At 43.5% G+C, this 20,160-nt stretch carries 24 protein-coding genes and 1 pseudogene; 13 read left to right on the plus strand and 12 right to left on the minus strand.

From position 1 onward, the window contains the following. From BTW01_RS18505 to BTW01_RS14225, 3 genes are all read right to left on the minus strand, one after another. The coding region (locus BTW01_RS18505; protein ID WP_238391426.1) for a DUF6773 family protein at positions 1–262 on the minus strand (262 nt) is incomplete at its 3' end. A gap of 17 nt (positions 263–279) precedes the next feature. Beyond that, the gene (locus BTW01_RS14220; protein WP_162103613.1) at positions 280–480 is read right to left on the minus strand and encodes a helix-turn-helix transcriptional regulator; all 201 of its coding nucleotides are present in this window, start codon (positions 478–480) and stop codon (positions 280–282) included. A 269-nt stretch (positions 481–749) separates the two neighbouring features. Continuing rightward, the gene (locus BTW01_RS14225) at positions 750–1,571 is read right to left on the minus strand and encodes an SDR family oxidoreductase (RefSeq protein ID WP_162103614.1); all 822 of its coding nucleotides are present in this window, start codon (positions 1,569–1,571) and stop codon (positions 750–752) included. Between the two features lie 113 nt (positions 1,572–1,684). Between BTW01_RS14225 and BTW01_RS14230 the strand changes: the two genes are divergently transcribed. Together BTW01_RS14230 and htpG are read left to right on the plus strand one after the other, a co-directional pair. After that, positions 1,685–1,936 carry a hypothetical protein gene (locus BTW01_RS14230; RefSeq protein ID WP_162103615.1) on the plus strand — a complete coding sequence of 84 codons (252 nt, stop codon included), beginning with the start codon at positions 1,685–1,687 and terminating at the stop codon, positions 1,934–1,936. Between the two features lie 171 nt (positions 1,937–2,107). After that, on the plus strand, positions 2,108–3,988 hold the full coding sequence (gene htpG, locus BTW01_RS14235) for a molecular chaperone HtpG (RefSeq protein ID WP_162103616.1): 1,881 nt from the start codon (positions 2,108–2,110) through the stop codon (positions 3,986–3,988). 40 nt (positions 3,989–4,028) lie between these two features. Here the strand turns inward: htpG and BTW01_RS14240 are convergent, their stop codons facing one another. From BTW01_RS14240 to BTW01_RS14250, 3 genes are all read right to left on the minus strand, one after another. Beyond that, positions 4,029–5,414, minus strand: coding sequence for a sugar porter family MFS transporter (locus tag BTW01_RS14240; protein ID WP_162103617.1), 1,386 nt, complete (start codon positions 5,412–5,414; stop codon positions 4,029–4,031). Between the two features lie 98 nt (positions 5,415–5,512). Then, positions 5,513–6,001, minus strand: a complete 489-nt coding sequence (locus tag BTW01_RS14245) for an HPP family protein (RefSeq protein ID WP_238391430.1) — start codon at positions 5,999–6,001, stop codon at positions 5,513–5,515. Positions 6,002–6,136: 135 nt separating this feature from the next. Then, complete coding sequence (locus tag BTW01_RS14250) at positions 6,137–6,703, minus strand: CGNR zinc finger domain-containing protein (RefSeq protein WP_162103619.1); 567 nt, start codon at positions 6,701–6,703, stop codon at positions 6,137–6,139. 78 nt (positions 6,704–6,781) lie between these two features. On the opposite strand from BTW01_RS14250, the gene BTW01_RS14255 reads away from it, so the two are divergent. Then, positions 6,782–7,252, plus strand: a complete 471-nt coding sequence (locus BTW01_RS14255; protein ID WP_162103620.1) for a hypothetical protein — start codon at positions 6,782–6,784, stop codon at positions 7,250–7,252. Between the two features lie 103 nt (positions 7,253–7,355). Here the strand turns inward: BTW01_RS14255 and BTW01_RS14260 are convergent, their stop codons facing one another. From BTW01_RS14260 to BTW01_RS14275, 4 genes and pseudogenes are all read right to left on the minus strand, one after another. Next, positions 7,356–7,670 carry a DUF2628 domain-containing protein gene (locus tag BTW01_RS14260; RefSeq protein ID WP_162103621.1) on the minus strand — a complete coding sequence of 105 codons (315 nt, stop codon included), beginning with the start codon at positions 7,668–7,670 and terminating at the stop codon, positions 7,356–7,358. A 237-nt stretch (positions 7,671–7,907) separates the two neighbouring features. Then, the gene (locus tag BTW01_RS14265) at positions 7,908–8,840 is read right to left on the minus strand and encodes an aldo/keto reductase (RefSeq protein ID WP_162103622.1); all 933 of its coding nucleotides are present in this window, start codon (positions 8,838–8,840) and stop codon (positions 7,908–7,910) included. A gap of 53 nt (positions 8,841–8,893) precedes the next feature. Beyond that, positions 8,894–9,082, minus strand: a pseudogene (locus tag BTW01_RS14270) (DeoR/GlpR transcriptional regulator); the annotation flags it as partial. 402 nt (positions 9,083–9,484) lie between these two features. Continuing rightward, positions 9,485–10,441 (minus strand): iron-hydroxamate ABC transporter substrate-binding protein, encoded by a 957-nt coding sequence (locus BTW01_RS14275; protein ID WP_162103623.1) that lies wholly within the window; start codon positions 10,439–10,441, stop codon positions 9,485–9,487. Positions 10,442–10,588: 147 nt separating this feature from the next. On the opposite strand from BTW01_RS14275, the gene BTW01_RS14280 reads away from it, so the two are divergent. Next, a complete protein-coding gene (locus tag BTW01_RS14280) occupies positions 10,589–10,987 on the plus strand; it encodes a hypothetical protein (RefSeq protein ID WP_162103624.1) in 399 nt (132 codons plus the stop codon). Positions 10,988–11,027: 40 nt separating this feature from the next. On the opposite strand, the gene BTW01_RS14285 is transcribed toward BTW01_RS14280, so the two are convergent. Then, positions 11,028–11,381 (minus strand): hypothetical protein, encoded by a 354-nt coding sequence (locus BTW01_RS14285; protein WP_162103625.1) that lies wholly within the window; start codon positions 11,379–11,381, stop codon positions 11,028–11,030. 246 nt (positions 11,382–11,627) lie between these two features. Continuing rightward, a complete protein-coding gene (cotNE, locus tag BTW01_RS14290; RefSeq protein WP_162103626.1) occupies positions 11,628–11,996 on the minus strand; it encodes an inner spore coat protein CotNE in 369 nt (122 codons plus the stop codon). Positions 11,997–12,233: 237 nt separating this feature from the next. Between cotNE and BTW01_RS14295 the strand changes: the two genes are divergently transcribed. From BTW01_RS14295 to BTW01_RS14335, 9 genes are all read left to right on the plus strand, one after another. Next, positions 12,234–12,794 carry a hypothetical protein gene (locus BTW01_RS14295; protein WP_162103627.1) on the plus strand — a complete coding sequence of 187 codons (561 nt, stop codon included), beginning with the start codon at positions 12,234–12,236 and terminating at the stop codon, positions 12,792–12,794. Between the two features lie 39 nt (positions 12,795–12,833). Next, positions 12,834–13,646, plus strand: a complete 813-nt coding sequence (gene yidA / locus BTW01_RS14300) for a sugar-phosphatase (protein ID WP_162103628.1) — start codon at positions 12,834–12,836, stop codon at positions 13,644–13,646. A gap of 229 nt (positions 13,647–13,875) precedes the next feature. Continuing rightward, positions 13,876–14,703 carry a DUF1206 domain-containing protein gene (locus BTW01_RS14305; RefSeq protein ID WP_162103629.1) on the plus strand — a complete coding sequence of 276 codons (828 nt, stop codon included), beginning with the start codon at positions 13,876–13,878 and terminating at the stop codon, positions 14,701–14,703. 132 nt (positions 14,704–14,835) lie between these two features. Further along, positions 14,836–15,777: a sugar-binding transcriptional regulator gene (locus BTW01_RS14310; RefSeq protein ID WP_162103630.1), complete on the plus strand. Its 942-nt coding sequence runs from the start codon at positions 14,836–14,838 to the stop codon at positions 15,775–15,777. Between the two features lie 105 nt (positions 15,778–15,882). After that, the gene (gene deoC, locus BTW01_RS14315; RefSeq protein ID WP_162103631.1) at positions 15,883–16,554 is read left to right on the plus strand and encodes a deoxyribose-phosphate aldolase; all 672 of its coding nucleotides are present in this window, start codon (positions 15,883–15,885) and stop codon (positions 16,552–16,554) included. 77 nt (positions 16,555–16,631) lie between these two features. Continuing rightward, positions 16,632–17,813 (plus strand): nucleoside permease NupC, encoded by a 1,182-nt coding sequence (gene nupC / locus BTW01_RS14320; protein WP_162103632.1) that lies wholly within the window; start codon positions 16,632–16,634, stop codon positions 17,811–17,813. Positions 17,814–17,842: 29 nt separating this feature from the next. Next, positions 17,843–19,144 carry a pyrimidine-nucleoside phosphorylase gene (locus tag BTW01_RS14325; RefSeq protein ID WP_162103633.1) on the plus strand — a complete coding sequence of 434 codons (1,302 nt, stop codon included), beginning with the start codon at positions 17,843–17,845 and terminating at the stop codon, positions 19,142–19,144. 364 nt (positions 19,145–19,508) lie between these two features. Next, positions 19,509–19,874 carry a YwqH-like family protein gene (locus BTW01_RS14330; RefSeq protein WP_162103634.1) on the plus strand — a complete coding sequence of 122 codons (366 nt, stop codon included), beginning with the start codon at positions 19,509–19,511 and terminating at the stop codon, positions 19,872–19,874. Between the two features lie 11 nt (positions 19,875–19,885). Continuing rightward, positions 19,886–20,155, plus strand: a complete 270-nt coding sequence (locus tag BTW01_RS14335; protein WP_162103635.1) for a YwqI/YxiC family protein — start codon at positions 19,886–19,888, stop codon at positions 20,153–20,155. The last annotated feature ends 5 nt before the right edge of the window (positions 20,156–20,160 follow it).

Raw genomic sequence — 20,160 nt, forward strand, 5'->3', positions numbered from 1 at the left:
TCCAAAACATTCCGCTCAGTATAAAAATATAAAAATGTTTTAAATTGCTGTTTTTTCTCTTGATTATTAAGCCCCTTTTTATAGCAAAAATTGAATAATAAGTGCTAACAACCATAAACGATATAATTATACTTAACTGGGTGTAAAATAAGTTTTGGGTTAGAACAGAAACAAAAAAACTAAGAATAAATAAAATTATAGACAGACCAAAACTGTAATAACTCAGTTTATGTTGTTCCTGCTGTATTCTTTCATCAATCATTCTATCTATCCGCTCCTCTATAAATTATCTGAAGGCCAAAAAACATCGTCTAAAGTTTTTTTAAAAACGTTACAAATTCTTATACATAAATTTAAACTAGGATTGTACTGACCTTTTTCTATTAAGCTAACAGTTTGTCTTGTTATCCCAAGTTTTTTAGCTAAATCAGCCTGAGTTAAACCAAGAGTTAATCTTTCAATTTTAACCTTATTATTCATGGCATCCTCCTTTATTTAATGATTGTAACATATATATTACTTTTTGTAAAATATATATTACATTGATAGGGTGAAAATTGTTAAAACTGAAAGGAGTCTTTTGGAGATATTCTTAAATGAAACATATTACTGAGATAGTCGGAGTCTGCCTAATATTCAATGCTCAAGGTTTTGGATTGAAAAAGTCATAAATATGGGTGTTTTTTCGGTTTCGTTTGCATTCGGATATTAAAAAAAGAGGGAGATATTTATCCCTCTTTGAGCTAACGTTATTTCGTCTCTTCCTTCCATTTCTCATCAATCAGCATCTTCCCAGGCCAAGTATACGCCATGATGCCGCCGTCTGCGGTGATGTCTTCGCCAGTGACGTATGAGCTGTCGTCTGAAGCGAGGAATAGCGCCACAGTCGCCATTTCTTTCGGTTGGCCGAGGCGTCCGAGCGGTGTGACCCACTTGTTGGCTTCGCGGAATTTCTCGCCCATTTCCTGTTCTTTGGTGCCTGCCAGTTTATCAATCAGCGGAGTTTCGATCGTACCCGGAGAGATGGAATTAACGCGGATGCCGTCTCGTGCGTAGTCGATTGCCATCGCTTTTGTCAGGTTGGTGATTCCGCCTTTTGCCGCATTGTAGCCGGAGCGGTCAAGGTCCGCGGCACGGCCTGACATGGAGGAGGTGTTGATGATAGAGCCTCCTTTTTCGAGCATGAGCGGAATCAGATATTTACTGCAAAGGAATGTGCCGCGCAGATCGACGGAGATAATGCGGTCAAACAAGTCAACTGGATATTCGTGAACTTTTCCGCCTTCCTGATCAACGCCGGCGTTATTAAACAGAATATCAATCGTTCCGCAAGCCTTCTTGAGTTGATCAGCAAATGCTTTCACGCTGTTTTCATCTGATACATCGAGATGAAAGGCGTCCGCCTGTCCTCCGTTTTGTCTGATTGCTTCAACTGTTTCTTTCATTTGGTCTTCATTGATGTCCCCGATCATCACACGCGCGCCTTCATTGGCAAAAACCTCTGCCGTCGCTTGTCCAATGCCTGTCGCGGCGCCTGTGATCACTGCGGTTTTGTTTTCAAGTCTTCCCATGACAAGACCTCCTTTTTCTATTTGTCTTCCCGCTCTGTGCAGTGATAAACATACATGAAAAGAACTGCCAACATATGTTAAGATTGATTAGATTGTTAGGAGGTTTATTTGTTTTGAAAGTACAGCATAAGAAGGAACTCAAGTTTTATTGCTTTGTCATGACTCCATTAGTGTTTGTTGTGCTGACTGTTATCTCTTTTATCTTGCAGGAGATTACATTTCCAGTTACAGCACGCGCTTTTCTAAATGCTTCATGGCATAATCTATTATTTTTAATACCGTTCAGTTTGTTTTTCTACCCGGTACATATTTGGATGAAGAAAGAGTTTGGCCGTTGGAATGATGCGGAAAGAAAGAGAGGGTGATCAATCCTCTTTTTTCAAGAATAATTAGTGAAAGGGCATCTAAATCATGTTAAATTTACATATATATGCATCTATCAATCTGATTGACAATTGTCACCGGATGTGATAAATAGATGCTGAAAAGAGTTTACTTAATAACACAACTACATATTAAAAAAGGGGCGATCTAGAGTGGCGAAAAAAGAGTTTAAAGCAGAGTCCAAACGGCTGCTGGATATGATGATTAACTCCATTTATACGCAAAAAGAAATTTTCCTGCGTGAGTTAATCTCCAATTCGAGTGATGCGATTGACAAAATCTATTACAAAGCGCTGACGGACGATACGCTTACGTTTGATCAAGACAGTTACTACATAAAGGTTTCAGCTGACAAGAACGCGAGAACGCTCACCATCTCTGATACAGGGATCGGGATGACGAAGGATGAGCTTGAACAGCATCTTGGAACAATTGCAAAAAGCGGTTCTCTTGCGTTTAAAAAGGAAAACGAGCTGAAAGATGGACATGACATCATCGGCCAATTTGGTGTCGGTTTTTACGCAGCATTTATGGTTGCCGATGTCGTGACAGTCATCAGTAAGGCGCTCGGCAGCGAAGAGGCGTATAGATGGGAATCTGCGGGTGCAGACGGCTATTCAATTGAGCCGTGTGAAAAGGATGCTGTCGGTACAGATATTATCCTGAAAATCAAAGAAAATACAGAAGACGACAGCTATGACGAATTTTTAGAGGAGCATCGCTTAAAAGCCATCATCAAAAAGTACTCCGACTTCATTCGCTACCCGATCAAAATGGACACAGCCGTTAATAAGCAGAAGGAAGGCAGCGAGAATGAATTTGAAGAGGTACAGGAAGAACAGACAGTTAACAGCATGGTGCCAATCTGGAGAAAAAACAAAAGTGAGCTGACAGATGAGGACTATGAAAAGTTCTACGCTGAAAAGCATTACGGATTTGATAAACCGCTCACACACGTTCATATCAGTGTGGATGGCGCTGTTCGCTACAACGCGATTCTATTCGTCCCTGAAAACATGCCGTTTGACTATTATTCCAAGGAATATGAGAAAGGCTTAGAGCTGTACTCCAATGGCGTGCTGATCATGAACAAATGCGCTGATCTGCTTCCAGATCACTTCAGCTTCGTGAAAGGAATGGTCGATTCCGAGGATCTATCGCTGAATATTTCCCGAGAAATGCTCCAGCATGACCGCCAACTAAAGCTGATCGCGAAAAACATCAGCAAAAAAATCAAAAACGAGCTGCAAAACCTGCTGAAAAAAGACCGCGAGAAATACGAAACGTTCTATAACGCATTCGGCAGACAGCTGAAATTCGGCGTGTACAATGATTTTGGCGCGAATAAGGATCAATTGAAGGATCTCTTATTATTTTACTCTTCTACAGAGAAAAAATTGGTCAGCTTAGACGAGTACGTATCCAGAATGCCAGAAGAGCAGAAATACATTTATTATGCGACTGGTGATTCTTATGACCGCATTGAGAAACTGCCGCAAACGGAAATGGTGGCAGACAAAGGCTATGAAATTCTTTACTTTACCGAGGACATCGATGAGTTTGCGATTAAAATGCTGGCATCGTATCAGGAAAAAGAATTCAAATCCGTATCAAGCGGAGACCTTGGCATAGATACAGATGAGGATCAAAAACAGTCCGAGGAAGAGGAAAGCAAGTACAAGGATCTGTTTGAGGAAATGAAAAACATTCTGTCAGACAAAGTGAAAAACGTCAGAGTGTCAAAACGACTTAAATCTCATCCGGTCTGCCTTGCCGCTGACGGCGAAGTGACAATCGAGATGGAAAAAATCTTAAATGCGATGCCGGACAGCCAACATGTACAGGCAGAAAAAGTACTGGAAATCAATCCGAATCACGAGGTATTCAACACATTACAGGATGCATTTGAACAGGATAAAGAGAAGCTGAATTTGTACACAAATCTTCTGTACAATCAGGCACTCCTTATCGAAGGCCTGCCGATCCAGGACCCTGTGGAATTCACGAACAATATTTGCAAGGTGATGGTGTAATAAGAAAAAGGAATCGTCCCACGGACGATTCCTTTTTTATTTATAAAGTACGTTCATTCAGCTTTTGGTTTTGGCTGTTTTTCTTCTTTTTAAACCGATTTTTCAGGCTTGCTTCAATTTCTTCCAAGCTTTTTCCTTTTGTTTCCGGAACCACGTAGAAGGCGAAGAAAAATGAGAGCAGACAGATCACTGAAAAAATGGTAAAGACCCATGCGATTCCCAGCGCGCTGAGCATCAGCGGGAAGACGAGCGACACGATCAGGTTTGTTGCTGATAAGACCAAGGTAGTAAAGCCTGTTGCGGCTCCGCGTACTTTGGATGGGAAAAGCTCAGGCATGAGAACCCATACAACCGGACCCCATGTTGCTTGATAAAAGACGATATAAACGCCGAGAAAAACGACGGTCAGCCATGCTGTTGATGTAGAAAGACCCAGTGTCAGGAGCACAGCTGCCAGTGCGGCCAAGCTTAGTGTAATGCCGACGCTTCCCCACATCAGCAGTTTTTTGCGGCCGATGCGGTCGATCAAAATCATAGCTGTAATACACATCAATACGTTGAGGACACCGATCCCCATTGTACCGAGGACTGATGCTGATGTGCCAAGACCGGCTTTTGTAAAAATGGTCGGCGCGTAGTAGATGACCGTGTTAATACCGACAGCCTGCTGGAAAATGGCAAGGCCGATACCAATGAGAAGCATAGGGCGAATCCATTTCGCTTTCAGCAATCCGAGCGTTGTTTCTTTTTTTTCTGCTTCTGTTTCTTTCATATCTGCAAGTTCTTGTTCAATATTGTCTTCGTCATGAGTGATTTTCATAATGTTTCTCGCTTCATCTTCACGTCCGCGCTTGACGAGCCATCTTGGTGATTCAGGCATAAACGCGATCCCGATTAATAAAAGCACCGCAGGCACCGCAGCCAGTCCCACCATCCAACGCCACGCTTCAAACGGTGTGAACAGATAGTTTACGATATATGCTAATAAAATACCGGTCACAACCATTAAGTTGTTCATCGTGCCGAGTGTTCCGCGAATATTCGTTGGTGCCATTTCTGTCAGGTATACGGGTACAAGCGCCGTTGATCCGCCGACGGCCAGTCCGAGAATTACCCGAGATGCAATCAGCATGCCGATCGTTTGAGAAAACGCGCAGGCGAGCGCGCCGATAATAAAAATGATGGAAAGGACAAATACAACTTTTCTTCTGCCCCAGCGATCAGAGCACGTGCCGCTTAAGGCCGAGCCGAAAATCGCACCAAGAAGCAGCATGCTGACAACCAATCCTTCTGTGAATGTCGTTAATGGAATATCATTGTTTATAAATAGCAGCGCCCCAGAGATGACGCCCGTATCATAACCGTAAAGCAGCCCTCCTAAAGCGCCGAAAAAGTAGATCATATATTTCCTTATATTTATTTTCACAAATGTTCCTCCTCAGATGTTAGGGCAATCAGTATGTATAACAAGGTTAATAGAGTAGTACCCTTACCCTATTTGATTTGAAACATTTGTTTTGAACATTAAAGCCAAAATGCGGGATATTGTCGATTTTTTCGCAAGTTATTGATAACAAGGGCGATGATCACGATGAGGACAGATCCCATAAGTACAGGAAATACTAAATAACTCCAAGCATACGCTCCTTGAATGACGACGATCGGATCGGCGCCGGCAGGAGGATGAGTGGTTTTGGTCAGCATCATTAGGCAAATAGCAAGCCCTGTCCCTAATGCAAAGGTCCATGGGTTGGCACCGAATATGTGAAGGACACCAATCCCGGTTAGCGCGGAAATAAAATGGCCGCCAATCACATTTCTCGGCTGTGATAATGGGGTACTCCAAGCGCTGAATACGAGCACACAGCTTGCTCCAAAAGGCGCCATTAACCATAAGCTTGATGTATAAGCGGTCAGTAAAGCAAGTATCAGTATGGTGATAAATCCTCCTATAAGCCCTGTGACTGCGTCTTTGACGTTTACCTGTAAAGGCGTTTTTCCTGTTCCTTTCATTTTCAAAAAGAAGTTTTTTCCCAAATTTATCCCCCCTAGTATGTATAGAATAATAGCTAAAAACTAACCTGTCAATTTTATTTTATAGGTTAGTTTTTGGTTCGATAAAAAAACCGTTCGCTGGGGAACGGACTCTTACTCCTTATTCATTTTTTTCTGATGGCGTGAGACCTTTTGTCTGTTGCCGCAAATCTTCATGGAGCACCACTTTCGTCTTCCTGTTTTATCAAGAAAAAGCAAAATGCACTTTTCATTTGCACACCGTTTCAGCTGTTTGATTTCTTTTGTATGAATTAGCCATAATGCATCGTAAGCAATTAGCGATAAAATGGAATCATCCAGTTTACCATTTGGAATGCGGGCAAGTTTTTCACCTATGACTTGATAAGAAAAGGGAGCGGCGGCGATTTGATTTTGCAGGAAAGAGATAAAAGCTTGAGAAGGTTCGCAGCCCTCAGCGATACGCTCAAAATGTTTTCTCAGCTCAGCACGGAATCGATGAATCCGCTGCAATTGTTCTTGGACTTGCTGCAGCGCAAAAGAACTGAGAAAAGGAGCGGTTTCTCCCATTATTTCTAACCATGCCAGCAGATCTTTTTCCGTATGGATGAGATCTTGCCGTTTATCATAGCTTATGATTTCAGTATTCACGAGATCGAGAGAAAGGTTTTGTGTGATAAGAGGGAATTGAGAATTTGCCATTGTGATCATTCCTTTCAAAATTATTGTAAGCGCCAAAACCTTTTTTCTGCAAGGATATGAGGAAAAGGAGGTTTTCCTATGTTGAAAAAGCAAAAGCTTAAGAAAGTGTGCAGCAGCCAAGTGGATTTTTTACCGCATATCAGTATTCAGGAATTTCGCCAGCCTGATTCAGAAGGATTCGTTTTTTACTTAACAGTTGAAGGGACCGAAGAGAGATCAGTTGAAGAGGTTTTTAGTTTATTACTAGAGAGGGAAGAATATGCCGAAGCAAGCCAGGATTGGAACAGAGCGGTAATAGAGGGAAACAGAGATGCTATATTACCGAACATACTGGAACCAGTTATAGAGCATGGGATTTTTGCCGAAATTGACGGAGTATTTGTTTTACAGAGAATCTCTACCTATGAAAATAACGGTATTCAAATTGATGAGCGGCTGTTTACAGGCGAAAGCAGACATGTCGTCATCTATGATGAATGGAATTTGTTTCTGGTGTTTGGTTATGAAGGCACGACCTCTTATTTATATACGTGGTTTACAACAGCATAGAGAGATGATCTTGTGATTGTCATATGCGAAATAGTTTTGGCCTGTTCTTCGATGAAGAACATTCATAAAAAACCTTACTCCTCATGGGGTAAGGTTTTCATTCTTATGCTGCAGGTGAAACGATTTGATTTCTTTCTAAAATCGCTTGGGATTCTTCGTTTGCAGGGCGGTATCCCTTTTCAATGAGCTCTTTTATGTAGAGCTTGTTATAAATAAATGAGAAAACAATGCCGCTGACCCAGCTGCCAATTCCTAACGTAAATGAGCCAAGAACGACAGAAATAATAAACATGATAGCAGCCCATTTTAAATCCCCGCGGAATAACGCAGGGAAAAACCCGAAGAAGAAAGTCGTCCAGCTAAATCCGACTTTTACTTCCTTTGTCAGTCCGCCTTCATTTTTCAGCAAAACCTTCATCGTATTTATCCCTCTTCTCTAAGATGATATTGGTAAGCAGAATCAAAAATATAAGACAATAGAAATATTGCAATGTGCATTTTCTGCTCAACAATTCCTATCATACTATGACTTTAGGGAAAAAGTAACTTTAATTTTAAAAAATGAAAAAAACGAGTGTAAACTCATTTTTGTTATATAAATGGAAATCATTAATAAATAAACCCGCCTTCTTAAACGTGAAGGCGGGTTTATTTATTATGAGAACAGCTGATCAATAAATGAAATATCCTCTTGAGAAAGCGTCACATCGGCTGTTTTGATGTTATCAACCAGCTGATCGGCACGTTTTGCTCCAGGAATGAGAATATCAATTTCCGGTCTTGCCAAATACCAAGCCAATACGATGTGAGGGATCTCAACGTTGTGCTTTTGGGCAATAGGCGCAAGTTTGTTGACCTTTCTGATATTTTCTTTGAAACGCTCGCCTTTGAAGTGTTCCTGTTCGTTTCGCAGGTCGCCTTCTGGGAACGTTGTATCTTCTGTATACTTGCCTGCCAACAATCCTGATACGAGCGGGAAGTAAGGGATAAATGAAATGTTGTGCTCCTTCGTGTACGGGAAGAAAGTCTTCTCCGCTTCACGGTTTAACAGGTTGTATTCACCTTGCAATACATCTACCAAGCCATCTTTGTTTGCTTCTTTCAACTGCTCTAATGAGAAGTTGGAGACACCGATGGAGCGGATTTTTCCGGCTTTCTTCATCTCATTCAGCGCGTTGACGGCTTCATCCTTCGGCGTATGCTCGTCAGGGAAGTGAATGTAGAACAAGTCGATATAATCTGTGTTCAAACGTTTCAGGCTTTCATCGACTGATTTTTTCAGAAACTCAGGTGAATTATCAAAAACAAAGTCATTTCCTTCTTTTCTGTGCGCGGCTTTTGTGGCGATGACTACATCTTCACGATTGAATTCGCGCAGCACTTCACCAATTAATTCTTCGGAACGGCCGATCCCGTAAATGTAGGCGGTATCTAACATTGTCACGCCATTGCGGATCGCCTCGCGAACTAATTCTTTTCCAGTTTCTTCATTTAGGTTCGGGTAGAGGTTATGTCCTCCGACAGCATTTGTTCCTAATCCGATAGGAAATACCTGCAAGTCTGATTTTCCGAGCGTAGCTTTTTTCATGATCTGCCTCCTAGAATAAAATGGATGATAGACTCTCAACCCTATTGTAACAATTAGGCCAGATGAATGCCGATTTGGTGCTCATTACAATACTGTGTGTATTTCATCATCTAGTGGTTGAGAGGGTCGCGGTGCAATGGAACCTTTCAAACGGTACATACGCCAACAGTATTGATTTTCCGAATTTTAAAATAGTCAGCTCATAGATATACTTCTTTTGCTTTTTCTGAAATCCTTTTTTTATACGGTGAATGGGTTAAAAGCAGCTCAATATTCGGCAACGAAAAAGAGAATTTCGATTACACTGCGCAAATGGCTGTTCCGCGCGATGTACCAGAAGAGCTTACTTATTTGATTATCATTGAGAATGGAAGCAATTGAGATTCCAATCAGTCTGAGTTTGCGTTCACACCCAGCTCAAATAACCCGGGTATGCTTGGCCTATTCTCTGGGTTGAAGTCACCTTTCGTGGGCACGCTGTTCGAATTCGTTTTGCTCTTAGAAATATGAAGCTGGGAATTGAGGCGGTAAAAGGAAACAGTGAAAAGCAAAATAAGAGTTCAGATCAGATGATAAAGCCGCACAGAAGGAAGTCTGCTGAAGATCAAGCACTCACAACATCGTGAGTGCTTTTGTCATGTCATTTATTTCTGATTTTCTTTTTCCCGCTTCACAAGCATATCAGCAATTAAATCAATCTGTTTGCTGACGGCAATCGGGTCGTACGGATAGAAGGTGTTGAAGTCATTGATAAAGACACGATTGTTCTTGACCGCATCGAGGTTTTTCCAAACGGATGAATCTTTTAGACGCTCAAGTGTTTTGTTTTCTCCATTCGGATTGTAATCGGTAATGAACATATAGTCTGCGGCATACTCAGGAATAACCTCTTGAGAGAGCTGTTTCATCTCTCCTTTTTTGATGACATCTTGTTCAATTTTTTCAGGCGCTTTTAAGCCGAGCGCATTGTATACGGCTTGGCCGCCGCGTCCGCTATTGTCATTGAATACCCAGAGTGCACCTTTGTCCGTGCTTTCAAAAATGCCAAAGGTCGCATCTTTGTCGATGACGCTGTCCACTTTCTTTTTGGCAGCTTCTGCTTTTTTATTAAAGTCATCCATAAATGATTTTGCATTGTCTTTCGCTCCTGTCATATCTCCAAACATGCTGACTGTATCCTGTACGTTTTTCGCTGTGTTAAAAGGGATGACAACAGTGGGAGCGATTTTCTTTAATTTATCGACGTTCTCCTCCTTCATGACGACAATCAAATCAGGCTGAAGCTCCATCACTTTTTCAACGCTGATCGGATCACCGACGTCCTTTACTTCTTTCAGCTGTGATGTCAAAAATGGATTTCGAAATGACCATGATCCCGCGCCGACCACATTGGCTCCGACAGACAGCAATTCCCCAGCATAAAAATCAGTGACGATGCGTTTCGGATGCGCAGGAATTTCAACCTTCCCTTTTACTGAATTGTAAGTTCTCATGTCTGTCTTATCTGAAGCTGAATCACCTTTCGAGGCTGTACCGCTGCAAGCGCTGACAAACATCAGAAGCAATACCAGCAGGCCGGTAAGCAATGCTTTCTTTTTCATCAAGAATCCCCCATACACTCTTTTATTAGTAATGATTATCATTATCAATTAATAATATAGCAAGAAACCCGCCCCTCGTCTATCACTATTTTACAGGTGACGTGATTTGTTTAATCGATTATTATAGGTAAATAGGAGGTGAAAAATATGGGAATTACGAAAAGAGGTGCCGCGTGGGAATGGCTTCATAGCTGGTGGATGCTGTTTATTTTCATGCCTTTTGCCATTACCAGTTTTTTTGCCTTTTTATTTATTGGCATCAAGGTCAGAAATAGAAAGTGGATCATGTACGGAATCATTTATTTTTTAATTGTTGCGTTTGGTTTTGTTTTGCCCGCTCAGCTCGGCGTTTTTATTGTAGTCCCGTTATGGGCAGTGACCATTGTTCACGGGTTTAAAGTGCGTCCGCTGTATCTGATTCAGCTGGATGTCTATAAAGATAATGTGGAGGCAAGAGCCTTTGCTGAGGCAAGAAGTGAAGCCGAAAGCAGATTTGATGCGCCGAAACAGTCTATTCAAGATATACATATACGAAAAGAACAGTAAGAAAAAGCTCAACACAATGCAGTGTTGAGCTTTTTCTATGTTACTGCTGATAGGTATGCTGCTGGAATGGCGTGTGTTGGCCGAATGGAAGTGTTGATATATTTGTGTTCATGCCGCTGGATTGTCCAGTGAGTTCTTGCTGCATTTGGTTGCACATATTGACAACCTGCTGGCATTTTTGAATAGCCATGTCGTGCCCGTGCAACGCTTGTTGAATCGTATGCGCAGCTTGTTGTTCATGGGTCAGAACCTGCTGGAGCATTTGGATATTTTGCTGCTCCTGGTGAAGCATTTGGCGGTATTGCTGGCTGCTTTGCTGTGTTTGCTGAATGAGCTGCTGAGCAGTCTGTCGGCATTGATTCAGCTGCTGCAAGCCGTGTTGTGTAGTATGCATGAATTACCCCTCCGTGTAATCGATTGACGTGAGTCGGTATTATCATGCAACTTCAATGAAAAGAAATGCTGCAAATGAGAAACTACAATTATTTTCCTTATCCCCATATCTTTGAATGAAAACAGTAAAGATTGTATACTTGTATAAACCCTTTTTATGTAAATGCGCCGCATTAAAAAACATAAGAAGTGCGGAAAACGAAATCCTCGAATCGGGAAAATCGTATTCCGCTTTTTTCTTGCTGCTTCAAAAACCGCCTTCACCTGCAGTAAATGGGATATTCAGCCTGTTTTCTACTGTGCGGAGGCGTTGATTGAGCCGGTTTAAGCGGCGTGTATGGCGTTCAACAGCCTGGCTTAACTGATTGACCTGTTCGGCCATCCGTGCAATTTCCTGATTTTGACGGCGGTCTTCATTCGTGAGGCGTGTTAATTCTCTTGTTTGCTGTTCGTTTTGCCGTTCAAGCGCGGCAACTCTTCTTTCTAACGCGGACGGCTGTCTGTCCGCCTGATAGGGATCATAATAATCCGGCTGCGGATAAGAATTGTATTCATATTGGCTATAGTAAGGTTCCTGCTGAGGCAGCTGCGGGCTGTAATATTGGTAAGGATTCATGTAATCCATCTCCTTAAAAAATGTAGGTGAATTCCTTATAACTTATGTAGTCATTGGCACAGTGCCACGGCATGTGCCTAAAAAGGTGAGAAAGGACAGCAAAACGAGAAACGCGTCGTTTTATGACGGAATCTCCGCTCTTCTTACCCGCTAAAAAGAGGAGAAAACGGGACATGGATATTAGAAGCAAAGCAGCGATAACAAGAATCAAATCAAACACCAGTAAGGAGGAGACATATGAGAAATAAAAAAGCTGAAAGCCTGGTGATTACAGGACTCATTTTACATATCATTCAATGGGGATTTATATTATGGGCTTTTCTCAAGATCAAACATCTATTTAGTGACTATACGATTTATAACCCAAATGTCGTCGGCGGATCAATGCAGTCCTTATCGTTTGTACAAATGCTGCGGTCTATGATCTATTCAGGGGCCTTTGTGAATTATGTGTTGTTTTTTGCGCTTATTACGCTGATGTATTGTGCAGTTCTTCATGCTATCTTGATTGTTCTGGAAATGACCGCTTACATCATGATCAGACGAAATCCCGCCTCTGCATGGGGATTCTTTTTGACGGCGGCGGGTGTGAAGCTTGCCGTCTTGAATATCACCGGTATTCCTTTTATAGCTGCCGGCTTCCTGCTGATGAAACAGGAAAAAGCAGAAAACGGCGGCATGGAGACAGAAAGAAAGCAAAAACCGCGCACACGCATCCGAAGACAAGGGCGGCGTCTGCATAAAACGCGGAGAAAACCATCTCTTCCAGTTGAATATCAAAAAGAAAAAACGATATGATGAGACTATAGCCTGAAAACGACACGAAGGAGATGCGGAATGTATAAACTAATTGCAATTGATATGGATGGAACCCTTTTAAATGATCGTCATGAAGTCACAGAGGAAGTCCGCGACGCGCTTCACGCGGCAAAAGCGGAAGGCGTGAAAATTGTGCTTTGCACCGGCCGGCCTATCGGGGGTGTGCGAAGATACTTAGATGAATTGAATCTTATTGAAGAAGGCGATTATGTCATCGCGTATAACGGAGCGCTTGTTCAAAATACGCATACAAATGAAGTGGTTACGGAGCTGTCTCTCGGTTATGAGGATTTGACTTCATTATATGACCTGAGCCTAGAGCTGAAGACGCCGATGCATTTCTTTGATACATCTAACCTGTATACGCCTAACCGCGATATCAGCGAATTTACTGTATACGAATCGTATGTGACACAAGTGCCGCTCCATTTCCGCAAGATGGATGAAGTGCCAAAAGATATCCTCATTCCGAAAGTGATGTTTATTGATAAACCGGAGAACTTAAGCTGCGTCATTACCTCGATTCCAAATGACGTGAGGGAAAAATACACGATGGTTAGAAGCGCGCCTTTCTTTTATGAAATTCTTCATCCCGAAGCCAGCAAAGGAAATGCTGTGCGCCAGCTGTCGCAGCTGCTCGGAATTGAGCAGGCCGAAGTCATGTGCATAGGTGACAACGGAAACGACCTGACAATGATTGAATGGGCGGGCTGCGGCGTTGCCATGGCAAACGCCATCCCGGAAGTATTGGAAGCTGCAAACTTTCAAACACGTTCCAATAATGAACATGGTGTTGCGCACGCGATTCATGAGTTTGTTTTGGCGAAATAATGAAACCCAGCCTTGTAAAAGGCTGGGTTTTTGTTTATCGGTCTCACACAATGAGAACATTCACTCCGTTAAATGCTTGGCATTGTGCAGTTTTCAGAAAGGGAATATATCATTTCTGATTGGCAACTACATGCCTCAGCAAAAAACGGCTAAAGCAGAAACTGTTTCAAGCTTTAAGTAATCGGGAATGTAGATGTAATGATTCTGTCTGTGAAAGAGGGTTGGACACATGGCCGTGAAAGACCAGAGTATGTCAAAAATCAAACAGGGAGCCAAGCCTTTGGTCAAGCAATTTGGACGGCTTGGTTATTTTTCATTCGGCGGTGTTTTTATCCTGCTCGGGATTCTGGCATTTATGACGGCATCAGGTGCAGGCAGCGCAAAAGATTCGAACGGAGCGCTCCGCACCTTATCGCACATGCCGTACGGATCCATTTTGCTTTTTTTCATTGGCGTCGGTCTCATCGGTTATGTGATCTGGATGGTGCTGAGCGCCCTCAAGGATACGGAGGGTCACGGAACAAGCAGGCGCGGCCTGTCACGGAGAATGGGGAATTTTTTCAGTGCCGTTGTTTACGCATCCATTGCTTGGAATGCCTTGCGATTAGTGTTTGGCCATGGCAACAGCGGCACTTCTGAACAGACGTGGTCCGCTTATGTATTGGCGCAGCCATTCGGCCGAGGGCTCACAGGGCTGGCAGGTGCAGGCTTTATTTTATTTGCGATTGTTCAATTTTTGAAAAGTGTCCGGGCTACTTTTATGAAAGAATTCGATACGTCAAAAATGAATAGACAGATGATATGCATTACAAAAAACATCGGACGCGCAGGCAATATCGCCCGCGCAATTATTTTCTCGGCCATCGGCTATTTTCTCATAAAAACAGCCATGACCGCTGATCCTGACGACACACGAGGCTTTGACGGTGCACTCGCTGAACTCGCACAGCAGCCGCATGGCAAAATGATGCTGTCTATTTTGGCGTGCGGGCTGATTTTATATGGATTGTACGCGATTATGAAAGGCGTTTATCAGCATATGACATGGGAGGAATAAGCTCTGGGCAAACGCGTCCAGAGCGTTTTTCAGTTTCTCAGAAATCAGGTGGATGAAAGCGGGGGCCAGCCTGTATAATAAAAGCAGATCGAGAGCAGTTTCATCATGAACTGATCCACAAGGAGGTGCGGAATGGATCGGGAAAAACAACAACTAAGCATAGAAGCGGCAAGGCTTTACTATCAGTCTGACTACAGTCAGCAGCAAATTGCTGAGCAGCTCAACATTTCAAGGCCGACCGTTTCCCGGCTGCTGCAATATGCAAAGGAAAAAGGGTTTGTCCAGATTCGCGTCATCGACCCTTTTGAGGATTTGGATGCGCTCGGTTCCATGCTTAAAGAGAAATACGGGCTTCTCGAGGCGCATGTTGTCTTTTCCCCGACACCCGATTATATAGAAATCACACATCACCTAAGCCGCTATGGTGCAGAATATATTCATGAAACGGTCAATGACGGCGACATTGTCGGTGTCAGCTGGGGAACCACCATGTACCAAATCGCGCAAAACATGCTGCCAAAGCAGGTGAAAGGCGTTGAGGTCGTTCAGCTGAAAGGCGGCATCAGCCACTCTCAGGTAAACACGTATTCCGCCGAAACGATTCAGCTGTTTGCAGAGGCTTTTCAAACGGTTCCGCGTTATCTCCCGCTTCCCGTCGTGTTTGATCATGCGGATGTGAAGCGAATGGTAGAGAAAGACCGTCATATTGAGCGGATCATTGAGATGGGCAAACAGGCAAATATCGCTCTCTTTACAGTGGGAACTGTCCGTGATGAAGCCCTGTTATTCCGGCTTGGCTATTTTAATGAAGAAGAGAAAGCACTGCTGAAAACACAGGCCGTCGGAGATATCTGTTCACGCTTTTTTGATGCGAGAGGGAATGTTTGCAGCAAGGCTATCAATGACCGGACCATCGGTGTCGAGCTTGAAGACCTCAGGCTGAAGGAGCGCTCCATTTTAGTGGCTGGAGGGAGCAGAAAAGTGTCGTCCATACATGGTGCATTAACTGGAAAATATGCCAACGTATTAATCATTGACCAGCACACCGCAAGGGCGCTTGTTAATGGTTTGTGACACGCGCAAACCGTTCGCTGAACAAAATTTCATTTACTAATTTACATATGTTCAAAAGTCGGTTATGCTAAAAAATATCTTAACAAAAAAGGAAGTGTGCGAAGGATGTCATTAGCTCACATAATTGATCATACAGCTTTGAAACCGCATACACAAAAAGCGGACATTCTAACATTAATCGAAGAAGCGAAAGCATACAAATTTGCGTCAGTATGTGTTAATCCGACTTGGGTGGAGCTTGCTGCAAAGGAGCTTAAGGGAACTGGAGTTGACGTTTGTACGGTCATCGGCTTCCCGCTCGGTGCCAATACAACGGAAACAAAAGCGTTCGAAACAAAAGATGCGATTTCAAAAGGCGCCACTGAAGTGGACATGGTTATTAATATTGCCGCTTTGAAAGATAAAGAAGATGACGTGGTGGAAGCGGATATCCGCGGTGTGGTGGAAGCCGCAGCCGGAAAAGCGCTTGTCAAAGTCATTATCGAAACATGCCTTCTGACTGATGAGGAAAAAGAACGAGCTTGCCGTTTAGCAGTTTCAGCGGGTGCGGATTTTGTGAAAACATCAACAGGCTTCTCTACAGGCGGCGCAACAAAAGAAGACATCGCCTTAATGCGAAAAACAGTAGGGCCTGATATCGGCGTGAAAGCATCCGGCGGTGTCAGAACGAAAGAAGATGTAGACACGATGGTCGAGGCGGGCGCAAGCCGAATCGGCGCCAGCGCAGGTGTCTCTATTGTCAAAGGAGAACATGCAACAGGCGGAGACAACTACTAAAAAGCTGGTGGGCAGACTGCTTTCCATTTTCTGAGGGAAAAATTTTCGCAAGCTAATACAAATAAAGGAGAACACATATGAAGTATTTGATTGGGATTATCGGTTTAATCGTGTTTTTAGGCCTTGCGTGGATCGCAAGCAGCGGGAAAAAAAGAATTAAGATCCGCCCAATTGTTATTATGCTCATTTTGCAATTTATTCTTGGCTACATTCTCCTCAATACCGGAATAGGGAATTTCCTCGTCGGAGGGTTTGCGAAAGGATTCGATTACCTGCTCGGATACGCGGCAGAAGGAATCAACTTTGTGTTTGGCGGTCTGGTGAATGCGGATCAAACGACATTCTTTATGAATGTTCTCTTGCCAATCGTGTTTATTTCCGCTCTGATCGGGATTTTGCAAAAGTGGAAGATCCTTCCTTTTATTATCAGATATATCGGTCTTGCCCTCAGCAAGATAAACGGTATGGGAAGACTGGAATCATATAACGCAGTTGCTTCTGCTATTTTAGGGCAATCGGAAGTATTTATTTCCTTGAAGAAAGAACTTGGCCTTTTAAATCAGCAGCGCTTGTATACATTGTGCGCTTCTGCAATGTCAACCGTATCCATGTCAATCGTCGGTGCGTATATGACGATGCTGAAACCGGAATATGTCGTAACAGCGCTGGTCTTGAATTTATTTGGCGGTTTCATTATTGCTTCCATTATTAATCCTTACGAGGTTGCCAAAGAAGAGGATATGCTTCGTGTTGAAGAAGAAGAAAAACAATCCTTCTTCGAAGTGCTCGGAGAATACATCCTTGACGGCTTCAAAGTAGCGGTTGTTGTCGCTGCGATGCTGATTGGATTTGTCGCGATTATCGCCCTCATTAACGGCATTTTCAACGCGGTATTCGGTATTTCCTTCCAAGACATCCTTGGATATGTGTTTGCTCCATTTGCTTTCCTTGTTGGTATCCCATGGAATGAAGCTGTTAATGCGGGAAGCATTATGGCAACAAAAATGGTATCCAACGAATTTGTCGCCATGACGTCGCTCACGCAAAACGGCTTCCATTTCAGCGGCCGTACAACAGCGATTGTATCGGTATTCCTTGTGTCATTTGCAAACTTCTCCTCGATCGGAATCATTGCCGGAGCGGTGAAAGGACTGAATGAAAAGCAAGGAAATGTCGTCGCTCGTTTCGGTCTGAAATTATTATACGGCGCTACGCTTGTCAGCTTTTTATCAGCGGCAATTGTGGGCTTGATTTACTGAACATAATTGAAAAGGATCGGTGACTATACATGAGAATGGTAGATATCATCATCAAAAAACAAAACGGAAACGAACTCACCACAGAAGAAATCCAGTTTTTCGTGAACGGCTATACGGACGGAAGCATTCCAGATTATCAGGCAAGCGCGCTTGCTATGGCGATTTTCTTTCAGGATATGAGTGACCGTGAACGCGCGGACTTGACGATGGCTATGGTGAACTCCGGTGAAACGATTGATCTTTCTGCCATTGAAGGAATTAAAGTCGACAAACACTCTACCGGCGGCGTCGGCGACACGACAACACTCGTTCTCGCTCCGCTAGTTGCGGCTCTTGATGTGCCGGTTGCCAAAATGTCCGGCCGCGGCCTCGGCCATACGGGCGGAACGATTGATAAATTAGAGGCAATCGAAGGCTTCCACGTGGAACTGTCGAAGGACGAATTTATTAAGCTTGTGAACCGCGACAAGGTCGCCGTCATCGGCCAAAGCGGCAATTTAACGCCTGCTGATAAAAAACTGTACGCGCTTCGTGATGTAACGGGAACGGTCAATTCCATCCCGCTGATTGCAAGCTCGATTATGAGTAAAAAAATCGCTGCTGGGGCGGATGCCATCGTGCTCGACGTGAAAACGGGAGCGGGCGCCTTCATGAAAACGGAAGAAGACGCGGCTGAACTCGCCAAAGCGATGGTGCGCATCGGCAATAACGTCGGCCGCCAAACAATGGCTGTTATTTCTGACATGTCCCAGCCGCTCGGCTTTGCGATCGGAAATGCGCTTGAAGTGAAAGAAGCGATCGACACGCTCAAAGGCGAAGGGCCTGAGGATCTTCATGAGCTTGTCTTAACGCTCGGAAGCCAGATGGTTGTGCTTGCGAAAAAAGCCAATACTTTAGACGAAGCGAGAGCAAAGCTGGAAGAGGTCATGAAAAACGGCAAAGCGCTTGAGAAGTTCAAGGACTTCCTGAAAAACCAAGGCGGCGACAGCTCGATTGTTGACGATCCGTCTAAGCTTCCACAAGCTGCATATCAAATTGATGTGCCTGCCAAAGAAGCGGGCGTCGTCTCCGAAATCGTCGCGGACGAAATCGGCGTCGCTGCGATGCTGCTGGGTGCCGGACGCGCCACAAAAGAAGACGAAATCGATTTAGCCGTCGGCATCATGCTCCGCAAAAAGGTCGGCGACAAGGCAGAAAAAGGCGACCCGCTCGTGACGCTTTACGCCAACCGCGAAAACGTCGATGAAGCCATCGCAAAAGTCTATGAAAACATCCGCATCGCAGCGGAAGCAAAGGCGCCGAAGCTGATTCATACGGTGATTACGGGATAAAAAAGAGTCCAAACCTTTTACGAGGTTTGGATTTTTTTGCTTTCTGAAGCAGTACATCCACCCAGTGGGGGTAAGAACGTGATAACGTTTTTTATCATCTATATTGACTATATGAAATAGTCCGACTAAAGAAAAAACCAGAAGTGAAGATGAGTTTAAAGGCTTAGATAATAAGGCCTGTCAATTCTGGTTATCCCTCTTATAAAATCATAGGAATCGAAATTTCAGTAATTTCGAACTGGAATTCCTCTTCTAAAGACAATCCCTTTTACCCATTTATCCAATATGACCCATCATGTAATATGAAAATAGTCTGTATTGTAAAGAATTGACACAGTTTGATAGAAACACGAGGTGTTGCGGCATGCATAGTGAAATGTTGTTACATTCGGTAAAAGCCGACTTACATGAAAAACAGGAACAGATCCATCAATTAAAACGAGTGCTGCACGAAATCAGGCAAATCAAACACGAATTTTCCGAGGGCCAGCGTCTCATTCACCGGCCTCATCTTAACCGAGAGGCATGGAGAGGAACACATGCGGAGCGATTCGAAGATATTCGTGAAGGAATGAACAAAGCATATCAGCAAATTAAAAGCGATCAAGTCAGCGGAATCATCGAAAGCATCGAAGGAAAAATCCACTCCTTAGAGGGCGATGTCTATTCCATCAGACGCCAAATCACAAGAATAGAGCATGAAATAGAGAAGGAAAAACATAAAAAGTGAGGTGAGCACAAATGGCACAGGAAATTAAAATGGTGTATGGCACAGTGAAGCAAGGGCTCTCACAGCTCAAGAATTCAGCTGAACTCAAATCCTCCGTGCCCGGCCACATCTCAGGCCGAAACCATTTAAACGTTGTGAAGTCCATCGAGCAATTAAATGAGGACATCAAAGAGCTCACTGAAGCATATGCGTCCGTTTTGGCTAAACATATCGCACAAACGGAAAGCGCGGTAAACGCCATGAAGGAAACGGACGAAAATATATCATCTTCCATGAAATAAAGCGC

Source organism: Bacillus sp. SKDU12, from assembly GCF_010093085.1.
GTDB lineage: Bacteria > Bacillota > Bacilli > Bacillales > Bacillaceae > Bacillus > Bacillus mexicanus.